Genomic DNA, 17,584 nt, shown 5'->3' on the forward strand with positions numbered 1-17,584 from the left:
ATCAAAAAAGAAGGTGACGCATCCGCCACCTTCTATTCGCTTCTTTAAATGACCTTCTCTTTCCACTCCTGATACGATGCGACACGATCGCGTCCTTGGAACTTGGCACCGACGTACATCGCCCGGTCCGCATTTCGAATCAGACTCGCAAGATCCCCAAGTTCCTTTAACGTATCGATTCCGATACTTGCTGTGATTTGAAGGGTGTGACCTTCAACTAAAATAGGATGCGCATGTAACGTCTCACGAATCCGTTCTGCAACGATTTGTGCGGAATCAAGATCCGTATTTGGTAGCAAGATGACGAATTCCTCTCCCCCGTAACGCGCAACGAGATCCGTGATTCGTGTTGCTTGCATCAATAACTTCGCGACTTCAAATAAAACGACATCTCCGACTTCATGACCATACGTATCATTGATTTGTTTAAAGTGATCCAAATCAATCATCAATGCAGAGAACGGATACAGATCGCGTTGTTTAATACGACGATCGCCCCACTCTTGTAGCGCACGATAGTTTGGCAATTTTGTCATCGCATCTGTTCGACTATCCGTCAGTAACCGTTCTCGCTCGTGCGCTCGTTCAACGGCCCACGATAGAACACGTAAAGCACGGTATAACTCGTATCCGAAGTCCTTCGTGAACTCTCCACTCGCATGGGACGCAAGGAATAAGGAGCAGTTAATCGTCTCCGTCGCCTCCGGTTGGATGAAGAGGACAGACTGTGTTTCTTCTGGCAGACAATCGTACAGACGAATATCCCATTCCTGTTGCATGCCGTAAAGAAGGACTTCTTCTTTTTCGATGATATCTTCAATGATTCGTCCTTCGACATGATCCGCTTTTAACTTTCGTCCATCCTTCAACGAATAGTAGACAGTCTGCTTGCCTTCTTCAAAATCAAACTTAATCCAAGCGATATCCGGTTTGACGAATTGGTTGAGCTGTCGCAGATATCGCTCGATGATGAACTGTGCATCGCCGTCCTTCCAAGCTGCTTCTTTCAATCGCTCGATTTGCTCCCAATGTTCGATACGATCAGACGCTTCGACCGAACTCCCGAGTGCTCGTTTGATGATGAACAATGCAAATGCTGCCATGACGAGTCCACTATTCCCATTCCCTTGGACGACGAGTGTACTGAAGATCCCATATAACAGTTCTGCCGTGATGACGACTGCTTCAAAGCGTAAGAGCTGGAACATGACGTCACTCGGAATGTTTTCTCCGAGAAGAAATCGAGATAACTGGTATTGTAACAAGAGTACGATCCAAAGGATCGCGACCATCGCTAGTAACGGAACGATGTTTTCTGTCAACAGGAATGCGTCTCCGTGTGTTCCACCTAGGGCATTATAGGCAAGACCTGCTGGCACGATCAGAAACAACTCGAGCGCGACATTGAACGGATAGTTGTGCAACATCCGACGACGTCCGATCGGCGTATGGATCGTCCGCAACTGATAGATGAGCATCGTCAGTTGACCGACGAAAATCGCTGATAACAAACCATATGATAAGAACGTAAAGAGAACAAATCCAAAATGAAAGGTAAAACTCATATGACGACGGCGGACAGGATCGATGACGAAAATCGTCGACAAGGCGGTAATCAATAAGAACGTAAACAAATCGATGCTGAGATTATAATCCTTTGACTTCGCAAAAAGATCGATGCCAATGACGATTACGAAAAAAACGACCCAGCTTCGGAGGAGATATTGTTGAAAACGACGCACAAAACATTCCCCTTCCTCTTAAGTATATATTTGTACATTAATGGAAATCGATATGTCCATTATTCTACTTTTCAAGCAAAATGTCGAACTTCGATAGTATCCTTTGATACAATTGATGTGAGGTGATATTTTTCATGACAAACACATTCACGCAACATGCATTTGATACATTTCAGATTGATGGATTAGAACCCCGGATGAAGGCGATTCGTGAACGGATTCAGCCTGTCTTCCGCGACATCGGTCAAGAAGTCGCACCTGACTTGACGGTCGCAACAGCAGAAGATGTCCATGTCCACATCGCGCAACATGCTCGGCGGAAGGTCAATCCTCCGAAAGATACATGGATGGCATTCTCACCCGATAAACGTGGATATAAAAAACATCCGCACTTTCAAGTCGGTCTATTTGATGATCACTTGTTCATTTGGCTCGCTTATATTTATGAGTTACCGAACAAACAACAATATGCATCAAAACTGTTACAGCATACGGAACTGCTGACGACTCTTCCGGATGATTTCGTCGTTTCTTATGACCATATGAAAAAAGACGCGGTTCCTGTTCACGCGACGGATCTTCAAAAAGGTTTACAACGTTTCCACGACGTCAAAAAAGCAGAGTTCCTTGTTGGTCGCCATATTCCGGCAGAACAAGTTCATCAACTGTCACGCGAAGAATTACTCGCAATGATTCGAAATACCTATTCACATCTCGTACCACTCTATAAAACGATTAAATAAAAAGGATGGCCGAATCGGTCATCCTTTTTCGTTAGTTATATTTTACTAGAATTGACATGACTTGTGTACGGTCGGAATTTAAATTTAGATAAATGTTGACCTGTTTCGAGGAAACAGTCATGACGTTGAATGTTTTATCGAGTTTCGCTGTCGGATATGCTTTTTTAGCTTCTTTGACCGTCACCGTCCGTTTGATTTGCTTTGGATCATAGACGATGGCGCTAACTTTAGCTTTTGTGTCCTTCACACCATACGTTGAACAGTAATGTAGGGAGCGATCTGCTGAAGCAAGACCATTTCCACTTTGACACCAATTGGAGTTCTTTTCCCCTTTGTACGCTTTATGTACTTGTGCAAGTGTCGTTTTTTCAAGTACGACTTTTCCATCGAGTGAGCGCGCTTGTTTCGCTTGTGTTTGAATTTCTTGAAGCCATTTGACGTCTGATTGCTTTGATGCCTCGACCGGTTGCTGTTTATATGAAGTTCCTGACACGATGCTGACAGTGAGAGCGGCAGTTAAGATGATTCCTAAAACTTGTTTCATGATGATGTCCTCCCCGGTGCCTGTAAAAAGGCGTTGATAATAAATTCATTCCCCTATTTCAAAAAATTATTCAGTTTTTACAGTTTTTTTTTGGGAACTTATATTTATTTTTATGAAGAGAAATAAAAAAAGAACCTAGTGCCCCTAGCACTAGGTCTTTCCTCATTTCTTATGCATCTTAAACTCTAAGAACAACTCATTGTAATGCGCGAGCATCTTCTTCCCGAGGTTCTCATAGACTTCAAGCGTATCAGTGACTTGTTTATCAGGATAGAATCGTTTATCCGTCCGAACCGACTTGTCGAGTAACTTTAAGCCTTCTTTGTTCGGTGTCGAATAACCGACGTAGTCCGCATTTTTCGCTGAAATATCTGGGCGTAACATGAAGTTGATGAACTGATGTGCTCCCTTGACGTTTTTAGCTGTCTTTGGAATGACGATATTATCGAACCACACGTTTGAGCCTTCTTTTGGAATGACGTAGTCAAGTTTGTCGTTCTCACTCATGATCTCGTTCGCATCTCCAGACCAGACGACACCAAGTCCTGCTTCTTCGTTTGCAAGCAATAACTTGATTTCGTCCCCGACGATCGCTTTGACATTTGGCGTCAAACGCATCAGGTTCGCTTTTGCTTCCTGTAGCTTCGACTCATTCGTCTCATTCAAGGAATAACCGAGACTGTTCAAACTCATACCTATCACTTCACGCGCACCATCGGCAAGTAGAATCTGGTTCTTCAGCTTCGGATCCCATAGATCTTTCCAGCTCGTCGGTTTTTTTCCGATCAAGTCTTTGTTGTAGACGATACCGACCGTTCCCCAGAAATACGGAATCGAATACTTATTTTTCGGATCAAAGGATAGATTCAAGAAACGTGAATCGATATTTTTGAGATTCGGGATTTTTTGATGATCAATCGGCAGGACGAGCTTCTCATCGATCATCTTTGCGATCGCATAGTCGGATGGAACGGCGATATCATACGTCGTTCCTCCCTGTTCGATTTTCGTCAACATCGCTTCGTTCGAGTCGAATGTCTGATAGACGACCTTGATGCCGCTCTCTTTTTCGAACTGTTTGATCAGTGCCGGATCGATATAATCGCCCCAGTTATAAATGTTCAGGACATTCTTACCTGAATACCCTTGTGTCTCGTTTAACTGATTCAAGGTGAATAGGATGACACCCGAGATCAAGAAAATCGCGACGAATAATTGAATCAATTTTTTCAACGGTCATTTCACCTCCGGTCGCGAAAGCTTCGTAGCAGCTCGTTGGTTCAAGAAGTAGTAGCCGATGACGAGCAGGAATGTAAACAAGAAGATGACGGTCGACAACGCATTGATCTTCATCGAAATCCCTTGGCGGGCAAGTGAGTAGATTTCGACAGATAACGTCGTAAAGCCGTTTCCTGTCACGAAGAATGTCACCGCAAAATCGTCAAGTGAATACGTCAATGCCGTAAAGAATCCAGCAAAGATACCGGGTGTGATGTACGGCAGGACGACCTTCGTTAAGACATCCCAGCGACTCGCGCCTAAGTCACGCGCCGCATCGACGAGCGTTGGACTCATCTCCTGTAATTTCGGCAAGACGAGAATGACGACGATCGGTACCGAAAATGCGATATGAGAGAGTAAGACTGACGTAAAGCCAAGCTGGATTCCAAGCATCGTAAAGAAGATCAAAAACGATGCTCCGATGATGACATCAGGGCTGACGATCAAGATACTGTTGAGTGTCAACAACGACGTCTCGACACGTTTCTTGCGGACCGCCTGGATCCCGATCGCTCCGAATACTCCGAGAATCGTCGAGATTGCAGCTGACAACAACGCGATGACGAGTGTGTTCAAGACGATGATCAACAAGCGTGAATCTTGGAAGACTTCCTTGTACCAATCCCACGTGAACGAATCGAAGTTCGTCATGTTATCAGCGCTGTTGAACGAATAGAATGCGAGATAGAAAATCGGAGCATACAAAATGATGAAGACACCGATCAAATAAAGATTTGCTAGTTTCAGACGTTTCATCAAGTCGTCGCTCCTTTCTTCCGTTTCGTACTTGTCAAGGCAAGGATGATTGCCATCGCGATGATGAGGAAGACGGCAATCGTAGCGCCCATGCCCCAGTTCTGTGTCACGAGAAATTGCTGTTCAATCGCCGTACCGAGCGTAATGACGCGGTTCCCGGCAATCAAACGCGTGATCATGAACAGTGACAATGCCGGAATGAAGACAAGCTGACAGCCTGATTTCACACCGTCAAGTGTCAACGGAAAGACGACACGACGGAATGTCGTGAAATTTGAAGCTCCGAGATCACGTGCCGCGAAGACGAGCGATGGGCTCAGTTTTTCTATCGCGTTAAAGATCGGTAGGATCATGAACGGAATGAAAATGTAAACCGAGACGAAGACAAAACTGAAATCGGTAAACAGGATTTGCTTCCGTCCGATTCCGATCGCTTCAAGCGTTTGATTTGCGAGACCATACGTACTGAACAATCCGATGAAGGCGTAGGTCTTCAACAATAAGTTGATCCACGTCGGCAAGATGACGAGCAACAGCCAAAGTTGTTTATGTTTCGTCTTCGTCAGCAAATAAGCCGTCGGATAACCAATCAAGAGTGAAAACAAGGTGATCAAAAAGGCATACCAGAACGAACTAAGCGTCATCGTTAGATACGTCGATGTGAAGAAGTTCCGGTAGTTCTCAAATGAGAAATTGCCATCAAGATCAAGGAATGAATAATAGACGACGAGCACAATTGGTGCGATGACGAATAAGGCGATCCAGAATAGATACGGGATGAGATACCAGTTACGTGATTTCTGCATCATAACACCCCGTCGTAGGATTCCAGACGCTTATCAAATTCTTCTTCCGTCTCATTCAATCGCATGACGTGGATCGCTTCCGGATCAAACGTCAGACCGATTTGTTCACCAACCGTTGCTTTTTTCGTACTGTGGACGAGCCATTCGTTTCCGACTTCATCCATACAGGCGATTTCATAGTGCACCCCACGGAACAACTGTGAGTCGACCGTAACCTTTAGTTTTCCTTGTGTCACGTTTGTGATTTCAAGATCCTCGGGACGAATGACGATTTCGACCGGTTCGTTCAGCTCAAGACCGCGGTCAACACATTCGAATTCTTTTTCTGCGAACCAAACTCGATAATCTTCGATCATACGTCCAGGAATGATATTCGACTCGCCGATGAAGTCCGCGACGAAGCGGTTGATCGGTTCATCATAAATATCTGTCGGCGTTCCCGATTGTTGAATGACGCCGTGATTGAGAACGAAGATTTCATCTGACATCGCGAGTGCCTCTTCTTGGTCGTGTGTGACGAAGATGAACGTGATTCCAAGGCGACGTTGTAAGTCGCGGAGCTCATATTGCATCTCTGTCCGCAATTTCAAGTCGAGTGCCGAGAGCGGCTCATCAAGCAAGATGACTTCCGGTTCATTGACGATTGCCCGGGCAATCGCGACACGCTGCCGTTGTCCACCCGACATCTCGGTGATTTCCCGTTTCTCATAACCGGACAAGTTGACGAACTTCAATGCATCGGTCACACGTTGTGCGATTTCCGCTTCCTTCACCTTCTTGATCCGAAGACCAAAAGCAATGTTTTCGAAGACATTTAAGTGTGGGAACAGTGCGTAATCTTGGAAAACGGTATTAACTTGACGTTTGTTCGCCGGCACATCATTGATCCGTTTCCCGTCGAAGATAATGTCTCCCTCTGTCGCTTCCGAAAAACCGGCGATAAGTCGTAAGATCGTCGTTTTTCCGCACCCCGACGGTCCGAGTAACGTATAAAACTTTCCGCGTTCGATTTCAAAGCTGACTTGATCAAGAACGGTCTGATCGTCATAACGTTTCGTTACGTCCTTGAATTGAATGATCGTAGTATCTGCCAATCTAGTTCCTCCTTTATAGGTATGAGTCGGTTGCGGTCACGAGGACCTTTGTCTCTTGCATTGACTCATTGCGTAATTGATGAATTTCTGAAGCCTTATAGTAAAGTGTCTCCCCTTGCTTCGCTAAAAAAGACTGACGTCCGAGCATCAATGTGACGTTCCCCGCGAGCACATAGACAAATGTTTCCGCCCCCGACGGTTCATACGTCTTGAAGGCTCCCCCTGGCGCAAGTGTCAGCAGGACCGGTTCCATCTCTTTTTCATTCGATTCCGGAATGAGCCATGTGACATGATACCCTTGTTCTTCGTCCGCATATGTTGTGACATCTTCTTCTCCATAGACGACTTTTTGATTGAGTGCGTCCTCATCAAAGAAATCCTTCGGTGAGATGCCAAGGACTTCAAGGAGATGAAACAGTGTCTCGATCGATGGGGAACTGATTTCCCGTTCGAGTTGCGAGATGTACCCTTTACTCAGGTCTGTTCTTTCCCCGAGTTCCTCTTGCGTCAATCCCTTTTGAAGACGGAGGTTCTTGATTTTTTGTCCGATTGAGTACAATCGACGTCCTCCTCTCATCGGCTCAGTTTAGTATAAGATGACTAAAAGTTTACTAATCACGTACCGATTATAGCGTATTTCATTATTTAATCAACTAAAACGTTCGATATTTTTTAATGTTCATTTGACAGCGAGAACGCTTATACCTACAATTATTATCAGGTACTAATTTTAGGAGGAACTTGTAATGCGGATTGCTTGGATCACTGATAGTACGACGATTTTACCGGATACGATCGCAAAGCGCGACGATCTCTCGGTTGTCCCTTTACTCGTCATGAAGGATGGCGAAAGTTTCATCGATGGGGTCGATGTAAATGCGGAAACCGTCTATAGCTGGATTGATGCAAAACATAAAGTGACGACGAGTCAACCTTCCATCGGTAGTTTTACCGAACACTACGAACGACTAAAAGAAGATTACGACATCGGTTTTGCTGTCCACCTGTCGAGTGAACTGAGTGGAACGTACAACGCTTCCGTCCAAGGCGCAGAAATTGCCGGCTTCCGCTTGATCGCGATTGATTCTCGTTGTGGGATTTATCCGGCTGGTCAGCTCTTAGCAGAGGCAATGGAGCTCGTCGAAGCGGGACACTCGATTGAATCCGTCGAACAGATCATTCTGGAGCGTCGCTTCGACCACCATATCGAATTCACTGTCGCGAACCTCGATCAATTGCAAGCCGGTGGACGGATCTCCTCGACGAAGGCATTCGTCGGTAACTTGTTGCAACTGCGTCCGTTGTTCCACTTCGAAGAAGGAAAGATCGTTCCATACCAAACCGTTCGGACGTTCAAAAAAGCCCATTCGAAGATTTTTGATCACCTTGTTTTGATTCTCGAGCGCGGTCAAGTGACGGACATCTCGTTGTTCCACGCGACAGCGTATGAACTGGCGCTCGATTGGAAAAATCGACTCGAAGCACAGTTCGACGTCCGGGTCCGAATCGATGATTTAACGCCGGTTCTCGGTTCACATACCGGAAACCCCGCCATCGGCATGTCCTTTTTGAACCCGACGCGTCGACCATGATGACTAATGAAAATGATTTTTGGGTAAACCTTCTTTAGAGAATAAAGGAGGTTTTTTGTTTGAAAAATAAATGGATTTGGCTTAACTGGGTCGGCTTCATCTTTACGATTGCTGTGAACGCCCTCGATGGTGGAAAGACAGGACGGATTTCTGACTCCATCTTTACGTTATTCAAACCGGCTGGTTATGCGTTCTCGATTTGGGGATTGATCTATACGATTTTACTCATTTGGTTGATTCTCCAAACGATCCCAAAATTCAAGGAACATGAACTGGCGAAAAAAATCGGACCATGGTTCCTGATCAGCTGTTTATTCAATGCTGGCTGGATTGTCTCATTCACCTTCGAATTGTTCGTCGTATCTGTCGTCGTCATCGTTGGTCTCTTGCTGTCATTGATCGTCATCTACTCGAAAATCGACCGCGAGACGAAAGGCTTACGCTTCAAGCTACCTTTCTCGCTTTATCTCGGCTGGGTATCGGTCGCAACGATCGCCGACATCTTCCTAACGATCAACGCAGAGGGCGTGACATCGTGGCTTGGAATCGGAGATGCCGGTTGGACGATGATTATGCTTGTCGTCGGTGTCATCGTCGCCCTTCTCTTCATGTTCGCAAACCGCGATCCGATTTATCCGCTCGTCTTCGTCTGGGCGTACATCGCAATCAATTTCGAGTCGGATAACGGTCTCGTCGATACGGCGGTTCTCGGTAGCGTCGTCTTATTGTTAGCCGGGTATATCTTCCTTCTTGTACGGATGCGCCGTCGAGTCAGCGTGAGCAAGTGACGTTCCTTTCTCATTCGAACGGCGTATACTAGAGAAAAGGAGTGAATGACCATGAACATCACATTTACACCATCTGCTCAGGAACGAATCAATCAATTACGCGGTGAAGTATCCGGTCAACTACACCTCTACTACGATACAGAAGGTTGCGGTTGCGGAAACTCTGGTATCTTCAGTATTCGTCTCGTCGATGAAGCGACCCCGGAAGACATGACGATCGACTCGAATGTCGGACCCGTTCTTGTCAAACGATGGTCGAGTCATTTCCTCGATCAAAACATGACGCTCGATTACAACGCGGAGAAAAAAGCGTTGATCCTTAAAAGCGATGGACAATACTTCAATACGAACGTGCTCGTTACGGATCAGACAGGCTGTGTCCTCACGGTTCGTTCATAAGCACAGACGAAAAAGGCAACTTCCGCAATGGAAGTTGCCTTTGTTTGTGTTCGAACAGACAGGTGCTACGTTAAAAGCTTGGATGGTCTGAGTATGATTGAATGTACTAGATGTCTGTCTGCGTCGTGCACAAGCTGGTGAGAAAATCCAGCGCTTTGCGTCCCCCCAGACGTCGCATGCATCATCCTCGCATGCTTATCTAGTATACGAACGAAAGTCGTGTTTGGATTGCTTTATCCGACATTTAGAACGGTCTCTTCAATCATCCGCTGATTCAGATCCTTCACATGCATCGGCTTACTGTAATAATAACCTTGTCCATAATCACAACCGAGACGTTTCAGGAAAAGATGCTGTTCGAGTGTCTCGACGCCTTCCGCGACGACTTCGATCCCGAGACTCTTCGCAAGCTGGATGATCATTTCCGTGATTGCCGTTCCGCGTTCGTCATGCGGGACTTCATCGATGAACGATTTATCGATCTTCAGGATATCAATCGGGAGATGCTTCAGGTGTGTCAATGATGATAGACCCGTTCCGAAATCATCAAGTGCGATCGTCAGACTGAGTTGTTTCAGTTCACCGAGCATCATCATTGCCCGGTCGAGGTTCTCCATGACGGATGTTTCCGTGATTTCAAGCTGTAGCTGTAGTTCGCTCCCATTCTTCAATGAATGGTGGACGATTTCCTTAATCATTAAGTTGTGTGACTCGGACCGGAAATGCATCGCTGATAAGTTCACCGAGACTTGGCGAATGAAATAATCTTCCTTCTTCCAAATCTCCATCTGGGCGACGGTTTCTTTGAGTACCCACTCAGTTAAACGGTGAATCAAACTGTATTTTTCTGCAAGCGGGATGAACTCCGCCGGTGAGATGAATCCAAACTTCGGATGATTCCAGCGGATCAAGACTTCCGCTTGATCAACTTTTCCCGTCGCAAGGGCGATCTTCGGTTGATAGACGAGGGTGAACTCCTTGAAATCCGTCATCGCCCGGCGTAAGGATCCGACAATCAATTGCTCTCTACGATCCGAGTGTAGTGAGTCATCATACACGATGAAGCGATCACGCCCCTCATTTTTGCCAGCCCGAAGCGCACTCTCCATCTGACCGATCCGCATCTCAAGTGATTCCTTCGCATTCGGGAGGATGACGCCCATCGTTGCTGTCAAATGAACCGGTTGATCTTCGAGATCAATCGGAAGACGTACATCGTCTAAAATTTGTTCGAAGACATCCGTCATGTCTTCTTGTGAGACACGTTTGATGAGGAAGAACTGCGTCCCGTTATAACGAATACACGCTTCATCTTCCTTCAACGTCTGTAACATCCGTTCTGCGAATTGGCGGATGACCGCATCTCCCTTATCGAATCCGAAGGTGTCATTGACCCATTTGTATCCATCAAGATCAAGTAACGCCATCGCCATTTCCTGCTTAGCACGACCATACTGGGCATCGACTCTTGTCATGTGATGATCGAGCCATCGTCGGTTGTGTAATCCCGTCAGATGATCGGTATACGCCATCATCTGCAGTGCACGACGTTCGAGGTGAATGTAGAGACCTGCAATCAACACGAGAATCAAGAAGACCGGTATCGCGACTTCGTTTAAGATGTTCGACGTGATTGGAGCATCACCGATAAGTCCGGCATCTGAGGCTGGAATACAGAACGATGTGCCGAGCATTCCGACATAATGCATCGAAGAGATGGCAAACCCCATCACGACTGCGATGGGAATCAAGATTCGTTTCTTATCGACATGTCTCAAGCGATGAAGCAGTAGCAAGGCGATATAGGCGACAGTGACTGCAATCAGGACGGATAAAAAAAATAAACTCTTCTCATACCGAACGGCTCCACCGAACTCCATCGCCATCATTCCAAGGTAATGCATCGTAGCGATTCCGCACCCCATCAGGGATCCTGCTAAAATGACCTTCTTTCGCGTAATCGTCGACGAGTACAACAAATGAAAGGCAATGAAAGCAGCCAAAATAGCGGGAATGACGGATAAGAACATTAAAAACCAATCATAGCGAACCGTGACGGACAGAGAGAATGCCCCCATCCCGACGAAATGCATTCCCCAGATCGATAACCCCATCGTCAACGACGAGAGGAACAAGGCACGCTTCTTTAAGGAAGTCGCTTTCGCTAGACGACGATTTAACTCCAGTGAACCATATGAGCCGAGGATGGCAACGAGCACCGATAACACGACCAATGTCACTTCGTAGTGTTTCGTTAAGATGATCCATTCATTCATTGTATGAGGTCTCTCCTTATGAAATGTCATTCTCCTAACTATCGTCTGCTCTGACTCTTTTTTTCAGTGAAATTTAGAAATTCGTTTGATTTCTTATCATTCCATCACTTTTTTACCTAATCCACTCGACATCTTACACAAAAACGGATCCGCTCGAGACGGATCCGTTAAACATCATTTTTAGAGTGCTACCGATGCGACGATTTCACCCGTCGGTTTTTCTAAATCCGGTTCGGGTTCGACCGTGATGGCGACGGCATCAACTTTTCCGTCTCCTTTAAGCGGGAAGACAGCTGCTGCCTCTCCATCTTTTTCGATGACACCGTTCGCAGTAGGTGTCTCTCCTTCGAGCGTCCACAATTGATAGAGCTGACCTTTTTGAAGCGGTGGTAAATCTTTCAGTTGAACGAGCATATACGATTTATCGTTTTGCGTGAAAATCATGCTCGATCCTTTAATGGACTCGGTACTTTCAAAGTTCCCCATCCCTTTGATCTCATCCATGGCTAACGTCTCTGGTGTATCTGTGCTCTCTTCCTGTGACAGGAAGTAGGCATTCGCACCAAGCGAGAGAATCAAGGCAGCGGCGATACTCATCAACCAACCGAGTGGCACACTCTTCTTCTTCGTTTGTTGCTGACGTGCTTTTTTAATGTCTACCGGAGTAGTCATCGGTGCTTCCTTCGGAGACACTGCCTCTGATGAACCAAGGACTTCTCCAAGAATTCGTGCTTTCATACCTGCAGGAACGGGTCGCTCCGGAAGCGATTCAGCGATGGGAAGCATGAGTTCTTCCATTTCTAAAAGCGCTTCACGACATTCTTCGCACGTCGAAAGATGCGCTTCGAACGCGTCGCGATCAGCTGCGGATAATGTTCCATTAAAATAATCGATTAAGTCATGACAACGTTCTTCCATCTCGTTCCCTCCCATCCATTCGTTTTCGTAATGCTTGAATCGCGCTCCTGATTCGCGTCTTGACCGTTCCAAGAGGTAAATCGAGCTGCTCTGAAATCTGTTGTTGTGTCATCCCCTGGAAGTAAACGAGTTCAATCAGCTCTTGCTGTTCTGGCTTCAATTCACTGACCGCGCCGCGTACTTCAGCAGCCGTTTCACGCTGCATGACCGTCCGCTCGACCGGCTCGTCGTATTCACCATCCCGCTCTTCGACTTCGATCGTCGGTTGTCGTTTTTCACGACGGAGACAATCGAGTGCCGCGTTACGTGTAATCGTTAAAATCCACGATGAAAACTTTCCTTTTTGTGTATCAAAATCAACACGACCGTTCCAAATCTTCATCCATACTTCCTGTATGACTTCTTCGGACAACCGGTCATTATTCGTAAAGCGATGGGCGAATGAAAACAATAACCTCTCGTACTTATCGTATAATGTCTCGAGAGCTTGCTCGTCACCGCTACGCATCAGATGATAAAGCGATTCATCGGATTGAGTGTGCATCCTTCTCCTCCTTCTGACGTCAGCCCTATCATATAGTATACGCAAGCTGACACCAAATCGTTTTCGATTTCACCCATTTTCTAAGTAAAAAACTTCACCACGTCCATATTCCCTCATTCTATTAAAAGTATAGCTTAAAATTCTGCTGAATTGACAGCAATACCGTAATGGGCATAGCATAAAGATACTACATGACGTCAGGTCAACGGGAATCGGAGGAATAAAGATGGATTATGATCGGAAGATGAAAAACCGTGTTAGTCGGATTGAAGGACAGTTACGAGGTATTTTACGGATGATGGAAGAAGGGCAAGATTGCCGCGATGTCATCACCCAGCTCTCCGCTGCCCGTTCTGCGATTGACCGGACGATCGGCGTCGTCGTTAGCTCGAATTTGATCGAGTGTGTCAAGGAAGCAGAACAAAACGGCGATGGACAAACAGAAGAACTCGTGAAGGAAGCGGTCAACCTGCTGGTGAAAAGCCGCTGACGTCACGTTCATACCGATAGTCTGCTTCGGAAGCAGGCTATTTTTTTAACGTTTCTTTTCCCAAAGTCGTTGCGAGTGTACACCTTGACTTAGGTTTGATTGCGTATCAAAACAGGTATACTAAATTGTTATTACTTGGACAGCATGTAGAGCCGTCCGCTTAGGAGGAAGAGTACTCATGACCGTTTCCCTATTCATTGATATCACCTGCAAGACAGGTGAATCCCCTGTTTACGACGCAAAAACAAAACGCTTTTATTTCGTCGATATTCCGAATCAACTGCTCTTTTCATATGATCTTGTTACAGAAGCACTTAAACCATATACGTTGCCAAGCGCTATTACATCGATTGCCTTGACGGACGCTCCGGACTTATTGCGTGTCACATCAGCACATGGCTTTGGCACGTTCGATCTCAAGGAAGGACATCTGTCTCTCGAACATCAATTGTCATTACCGGATTCTGATCGGATGAACGATGGCAAGCTCGATCCGACCGGACAATATGTCGCTGGTAGCATTAATGAAGAAGACGGTAAAACAGCTGGGCTGTTCCGTCTGCGTCATGACGGTTCCATCGATGTTTTACACGAAGACTTGACGAACTCCAATGGACTCGTCTGGTCAGAAGATGGCAAGACGCTCTATCATATCGATACACCAACGAAAAAAGTCTATGCCTTCGACTACGCTCCCGATGCCCCACTTTCGAATAAACGCGTCGCCGTTGATCTCGAAGAGGAAGAAGGATTCCCGGATGGTATGACGAAGGATGCTGAAGGTCATGCTTGGATCGCACATTACGCCGGATCATGTATTACACGTTGGAATCTCACGACGGGCGAAAAACTGGATCATGTCGACTTCCCTGTCTCGAATCCGACATGTCCGATTTTTTACGAAGATCGCTTACTCGTCACGACAGCTGCCAACGGAGATGATGCACCACATGCCGGTGCTGTCTTCGCGGTGACATTTGAATAATTAGCAAGGGAGGGATCATCTAGTAATAGATGGTGCCTCTTTTTACACATAATCCGTCTAGACGCCTATTCAAAAACAGACGATACTAAAGAAGAAGTCTATTTATTTTTTGAAGGAGTGAAGCCGATGCGTGTCACGATCATCGAACGTTTACACCAATTGCAGACGACCCCATCCTTTTTCCCGGTCAATTGCTACCTGTTTGAAGAAGCAGACAGTTTGACATTGATTGACGCCGGACTCGGAATCAACGCAAAGGCGCTTTATCACTATATTCGAAAGCAAGAAAAACCGCTCGGCGCAATTATCCTGACACACGCACATGCCGATCATGTCGGCTCGCTCGATTTCCTTGCGAATGCCTTTCCTCTCGCTCAAGTCTGCATCAGTTACCGTGATGCCGCATTGCTCAGTGGGGACGAGACGCTACGCGAAGGCGAAACGACCCCTTTAAAAGGCGGTATTCCGAAAAACATCAAAACACGTCCAGATCGATTGCTCGAAAGTGGTCAACAAGTCGGTAGCCTCAGCGTCATCGCTTCGCCAGGTCATACACCTGGTTCGATTTCTCTTTGGCATGAAGGTAGTCGGATGCTGATCGCCGGAGATGCCTTTCAGACACAAGGGGGACTCGCTGTCTCCGGTGACGTCCGTTGGCAATTTCCGTTCCCAGCACTTGCGACATGGGATCCAGACGTTGCTCTTCGCTCCGCTGATCAATTAACGGAACTGTCTCCGGATATTCTTGCCGTCGGACATGGTCCCCTCATCCTTGGACCAAGTTACGAGATGCGCCAAGCCGTCGATCGATTCACGCACGTCTTACAGACGAAAAAATCGTCACCTTTCAAATAACACACGAAAAAACATCCGTACGCGTTCCTGACACGTCGCGGATGTTTTTTCGTCCAGTAGTTCAATTCTGTTCTGTAACAGCATATCGATATACACGTGCTTCATAAGGACGTAGTTCATCCGAGACATCTGGATAGTTCGACACAAGCAACTTATCTTGCGATAAAACGAAGGCAGTTTGCATCGGTTCGTCATGCACGTTGAGAACGATCCGCCACACTTCTCCCTCTAGTTCCCGCTCATAGATGTAGAGATACGGATCATGAAGAGCTAAGTCGCGATACGTACCATAGACCATGATTGGATGATCCTTTCGCATCTGAATCAATGCTCGGTAAAAGGCAAGGACTGATGATGGATCGGCTTCTGCTTGCGCGACATTGATGTCCGTGTAATTCGGATTGACCGCTAACCACGGTTTCCCACTCGTAAAGCCTGCCGCGTGCGTACCGTCCCACTGCATCGGCGTGCGGGAGTTATCGCGTGCGAGTAACTGCATTGACGAGAGTACGACCTCCGGATCCTCGCCGCCAGCGACGCGCTCCGCGTATCGATTGCGAAAGGCGACGTCTTGATAGAGCGACGGATCCGAGAAGCGAATCCCCGTCATCCCAATCTCTTCTCCTTGATACACGTATGGAATGCCAGGTAATGTATGCAACATCAAACCGAGTAGTTTCGCACTCTCGACTCGGTATCGTTCACTGCCGAAGCGGGTCACTTGTCGCGTATGATCGTGATTGTTGAGAAACTGTGAATTGACACCTAATGGGTATAAGACGTCATACCATCGTTTCTGAATTTCCTTGAATCGTAAAAGGTCCATTGCCTCCATGTCGTCCGCGATTTCGAAGTGAAACAGCGTTCGAAGTTCTTCACGTTCTTCACTGACATATAACAGACCGTCTTCTGGACCGACGAACGGAATCTCACCGACCGTGAACAAATCTTTCCCGGCAAGGACGTTCGCATGCATTTCCTGAAGGAAGTCGTGCACACCTGGTTGATTCCCGAGATACGATAGATTAAACGGATTGACGACATCCTCAAGCGAACGTTTTTTGATCAAGTTGATGACGTCCATCCGGAAACCGTCAATCCCTTGAGCGATCCACCAGTTCATCATGTCGTAGATCGCTTGCCGGACAGCCGGTTGTTCCCAGTTTAAGTCCGGTTGTTCTTTCGCAAAGGAATGGAAATAATATTGTTCGCGCTCTTCACTCCACGTCCACGGGCTCGGCGCAAAGTAAGACCGCCAATTGTTCGGGGGCGTCTCTTTCGTTCCATCTTTCCAGATGTACCAATCATCCTTGTCGTGGATTCGGTCCCGCGACTGACGGAACCAGTCATGCTGGTCACTCGTATGATTGACGACCAAATCAAGAATTATCTTTAAGCCGCGTGCATGAGCCGCTGTGATCAACTCTTGTAGATCGCCCATCGTCCCCGCCTTGTCCATGATCGTGTAATAATCGGCAATATCATAGCCATTATCGATGTCTGGAGAACGGTAACATGGATTTAACCAGACGATATCGACACCAAGCGATGCGATGTAATCTAGCTTGTCGATGACACCTCGCAAATCACCGATGCCGTCCCCATTCGAATCCTTAAAACTGCGCCAATAGACTTGATAGACGACTGCTTCTTTCCAGCTAGCTCGCTTCATCTCCTCACTCCTCTCCCTACTCTCTATTCCCGCTCCACATATCTGTACCTGTTTATTGGACGATTTTTTTGAATTTCAAAAAAGTTCTTTTCTTTTGAC

The 17,584-nt window shown here is 46.6% G+C and carries 18 protein-coding genes; 7 read left to right on the forward strand and 11 right to left on the reverse strand.

The window, feature by feature from the left end:
• Nucleotides 1-44 precede the first annotated feature (44 nt).
• Entirely contained in the window at nucleotides 45-1,742 is a 1,698-nt protein-coding gene (locus tag Q9R23_RS06695) for a GGDEF domain-containing protein (protein WP_214852365.1), read from the reverse strand.
• A 134-nt stretch (nucleotides 1,743-1,876) separates the two neighbouring features.
• Between Q9R23_RS06695 and Q9R23_RS06700 the strand changes: the two genes are divergently transcribed.
• Entirely contained in the window at nucleotides 1,877-2,485 is a 609-nt protein-coding gene (locus Q9R23_RS06700; RefSeq protein ID WP_214852363.1) for a YktB family protein, read from the forward strand.
• Between the two features lie 31 nt (nucleotides 2,486-2,516).
• On the opposite strand, the gene Q9R23_RS06705 is transcribed toward Q9R23_RS06700, so the two are convergent.
• From Q9R23_RS06705 to Q9R23_RS06730, 6 genes are all read right to left on the reverse strand, one after another.
• On the reverse strand, nucleotides 2,517-3,029 hold the full coding sequence (locus Q9R23_RS06705; RefSeq protein ID WP_035410262.1) for a hypothetical protein: 513 nt from the start codon (nucleotides 3,027-3,029) through the stop codon (nucleotides 2,517-2,519).
• A 162-nt stretch (nucleotides 3,030-3,191) separates the two neighbouring features.
• On the reverse strand, nucleotides 3,192-4,262 hold the full coding sequence (locus Q9R23_RS06710) for an ABC transporter substrate-binding protein (RefSeq protein WP_311246643.1): 1,071 nt from the start codon (nucleotides 4,260-4,262) through the stop codon (nucleotides 3,192-3,194).
• Nucleotides 4,263-4,265: 3 nt separating this feature from the next.
• Nucleotides 4,266-5,066, reverse strand: a complete 801-nt coding sequence (locus tag Q9R23_RS06715; RefSeq protein WP_035410268.1) for an ABC transporter permease — start codon at nucleotides 5,064-5,066, stop codon at nucleotides 4,266-4,268.
• Nucleotides 5,066-5,872: an ABC transporter permease gene (locus Q9R23_RS06720; protein WP_081780411.1), complete on the reverse strand. Its 807-nt coding sequence runs from the start codon at nucleotides 5,870-5,872 to the stop codon at nucleotides 5,066-5,068. The genes Q9R23_RS06715 and Q9R23_RS06720 overlap by 1 nt, the downstream gene beginning before the upstream one ends.
• Complete coding sequence (locus Q9R23_RS06725; protein WP_035410273.1) at nucleotides 5,872-6,966, reverse strand: ABC transporter ATP-binding protein; 1,095 nt, start codon at nucleotides 6,964-6,966, stop codon at nucleotides 5,872-5,874. The genes Q9R23_RS06720 and Q9R23_RS06725 overlap by 1 nt, the downstream gene beginning before the upstream one ends.
• A 13-nt stretch (nucleotides 6,967-6,979) precedes the next feature.
• Nucleotides 6,980-7,525: a helix-turn-helix domain-containing protein gene (locus Q9R23_RS06730; RefSeq protein WP_290784461.1), complete on the reverse strand. Its 546-nt coding sequence runs from the start codon at nucleotides 7,523-7,525 to the stop codon at nucleotides 6,980-6,982.
• A gap of 187 nt (nucleotides 7,526-7,712) precedes the next feature.
• On the opposite strand from Q9R23_RS06730, the gene Q9R23_RS06735 reads away from it, so the two are divergent.
• The 3 genes from Q9R23_RS06735 to Q9R23_RS06745 are packed head-to-tail and all read left to right on the forward strand — an operon-like array spanning nucleotide 7,713 to nucleotide 9,745.
• Entirely contained in the window at nucleotides 7,713-8,558 is an 846-nt protein-coding gene (locus Q9R23_RS06735) for a DegV family protein (protein WP_290756728.1), read from the forward strand.
• Nucleotides 8,559-8,617: 59 nt separating this feature from the next.
• Nucleotides 8,618-9,346 (forward strand): tryptophan-rich sensory protein, encoded by a 729-nt coding sequence (locus tag Q9R23_RS06740; protein WP_214852355.1) that lies wholly within the window; start codon nucleotides 8,618-8,620, stop codon nucleotides 9,344-9,346.
• A gap of 51 nt (nucleotides 9,347-9,397) precedes the next feature.
• Complete coding sequence (locus Q9R23_RS06745) at nucleotides 9,398-9,745, forward strand: iron-sulfur cluster biosynthesis family protein (RefSeq protein WP_290756725.1); 348 nt, start codon at nucleotides 9,398-9,400, stop codon at nucleotides 9,743-9,745.
• A gap of 233 nt (nucleotides 9,746-9,978) precedes the next feature.
• Here the strand turns inward: Q9R23_RS06745 and Q9R23_RS06750 are convergent, their stop codons facing one another.
• The 3 genes from Q9R23_RS06750 to Q9R23_RS06760 form a co-directional block, all read right to left on the reverse strand.
• On the reverse strand, nucleotides 9,979-12,021 hold the full coding sequence (locus Q9R23_RS06750; protein WP_214852352.1) for a bifunctional diguanylate cyclase/phosphodiesterase: 2,043 nt from the start codon (nucleotides 12,019-12,021) through the stop codon (nucleotides 9,979-9,981).
• Nucleotides 12,022-12,201: 180 nt separating this feature from the next.
• Complete coding sequence (locus Q9R23_RS06755; protein WP_311246644.1) at nucleotides 12,202-12,939, reverse strand: anti-sigma factor; 738 nt, start codon at nucleotides 12,937-12,939, stop codon at nucleotides 12,202-12,204.
• Nucleotides 12,920-13,483: an RNA polymerase sigma factor gene (locus tag Q9R23_RS06760; RefSeq protein WP_311246645.1), complete on the reverse strand. Its 564-nt coding sequence runs from the start codon at nucleotides 13,481-13,483 to the stop codon at nucleotides 12,920-12,922. Before Q9R23_RS06760 ends, Q9R23_RS06755 begins: the two co-directional genes overlap by 20 nt.
• A 226-nt stretch (nucleotides 13,484-13,709) precedes the next feature.
• Between Q9R23_RS06760 and Q9R23_RS06765 the strand changes: the two genes are divergently transcribed.
• From Q9R23_RS06765 to Q9R23_RS06775, 3 genes are all read left to right on the forward strand, one after another.
• Nucleotides 13,710-13,973: a metal-sensitive transcriptional regulator gene (locus Q9R23_RS06765; RefSeq protein ID WP_035410294.1), complete on the forward strand. Its 264-nt coding sequence runs from the start codon at nucleotides 13,710-13,712 to the stop codon at nucleotides 13,971-13,973.
• A gap of 178 nt (nucleotides 13,974-14,151) precedes the next feature.
• A complete protein-coding gene (locus Q9R23_RS06770) occupies nucleotides 14,152-14,958 on the forward strand; it encodes an SMP-30/gluconolactonase/LRE family protein (RefSeq protein ID WP_056063188.1) in 807 nt (268 codons plus the stop codon).
• A gap of 126 nt (nucleotides 14,959-15,084) precedes the next feature.
• A complete protein-coding gene (locus tag Q9R23_RS06775; RefSeq protein ID WP_214852343.1) occupies nucleotides 15,085-15,813 on the forward strand; it encodes an MBL fold metallo-hydrolase in 729 nt (242 codons plus the stop codon).
• Between the two features lie 61 nt (nucleotides 15,814-15,874).
• Here the strand turns inward: Q9R23_RS06775 and Q9R23_RS06780 are convergent, their stop codons facing one another.
• On the reverse strand, nucleotides 15,875-17,485 hold the full coding sequence (locus Q9R23_RS06780) for an alpha-glucosidase (protein ID WP_311246646.1): 1,611 nt from the start codon (nucleotides 17,483-17,485) through the stop codon (nucleotides 15,875-15,877).
• Between the last annotated feature and the right edge of the window lie 99 nt (nucleotides 17,486-17,584).

Source organism: Exiguobacterium sp. BRG2 (assembly GCF_031844245.1).
Classification (GTDB): Bacteria; Bacillota; Bacilli; order Exiguobacteriales; family Exiguobacteriaceae; genus Exiguobacterium_A.

What these genes read in the sequence shown, in the direction of transcription:
- Q9R23_RS06720 (WP_081780411.1), bottom strand. Translation starts at nt 5,872, where the DNA reads ATGCAGAAATCACGTAACTGGTATCTCATCCCGTATCTATTCTGGATC.
- Q9R23_RS06705 (WP_035410262.1), bottom strand. Translation starts at nt 3,029, where the DNA reads ATGAAACAAGTTTTAGGAATCATCTTAACTGCCGCTCTCACTGTCAGC.
- Q9R23_RS06760 (WP_311246645.1), bottom strand. Translation starts at nt 13,483, where the DNA reads ATGCACACTCAATCCGATGAATCGCTTTATCATCTGATGCGTAGCGGT.
- Q9R23_RS06715 (WP_035410268.1), bottom strand. Translation starts at nt 5,066, where the DNA reads ATGAAACGTCTGAAACTAGCAAATCTTTATTTGATCGGTGTCTTCATC.
- Q9R23_RS06770 (WP_056063188.1), top strand. Translation starts at nt 14,152, where the DNA reads ATGACCGTTTCCCTATTCATTGATATCACCTGCAAGACAGGTGAATCC.
- Q9R23_RS06765 (WP_035410294.1), top strand. Translation starts at nt 13,710, where the DNA reads ATGGATTATGATCGGAAGATGAAAAACCGTGTTAGTCGGATTGAAGGA.
- Q9R23_RS06775 (WP_214852343.1), top strand. Translation starts at nt 15,085, where the DNA reads ATGCGTGTCACGATCATCGAACGTTTACACCAATTGCAGACGACCCCA.
- Q9R23_RS06780 (WP_311246646.1), bottom strand. Translation starts at nt 17,485, where the DNA reads ATGAAGCGAGCTAGCTGGAAAGAAGCAGTCGTCTATCAAGTCTATTGG.
- Q9R23_RS06750 (WP_214852352.1), bottom strand. Translation starts at nt 12,021, where the DNA reads ATGAATGAATGGATCATCTTAACGAAACACTACGAAGTGACATTGGTC.
- Q9R23_RS06755 (WP_311246644.1), bottom strand. Translation starts at nt 12,939, where the DNA reads ATGGAAGAACGTTGTCATGACTTAATCGATTATTTTAATGGAACATTA.
- Q9R23_RS06700 (WP_214852363.1), top strand. Translation starts at nt 1,877, where the DNA reads ATGACAAACACATTCACGCAACATGCATTTGATACATTTCAGATTGAT.
- Q9R23_RS06735 (WP_290756728.1), top strand. Translation starts at nt 7,713, where the DNA reads ATGCGGATTGCTTGGATCACTGATAGTACGACGATTTTACCGGATACG.
- Q9R23_RS06745 (WP_290756725.1), top strand. Translation starts at nt 9,398, where the DNA reads ATGAACATCACATTTACACCATCTGCTCAGGAACGAATCAATCAATTA.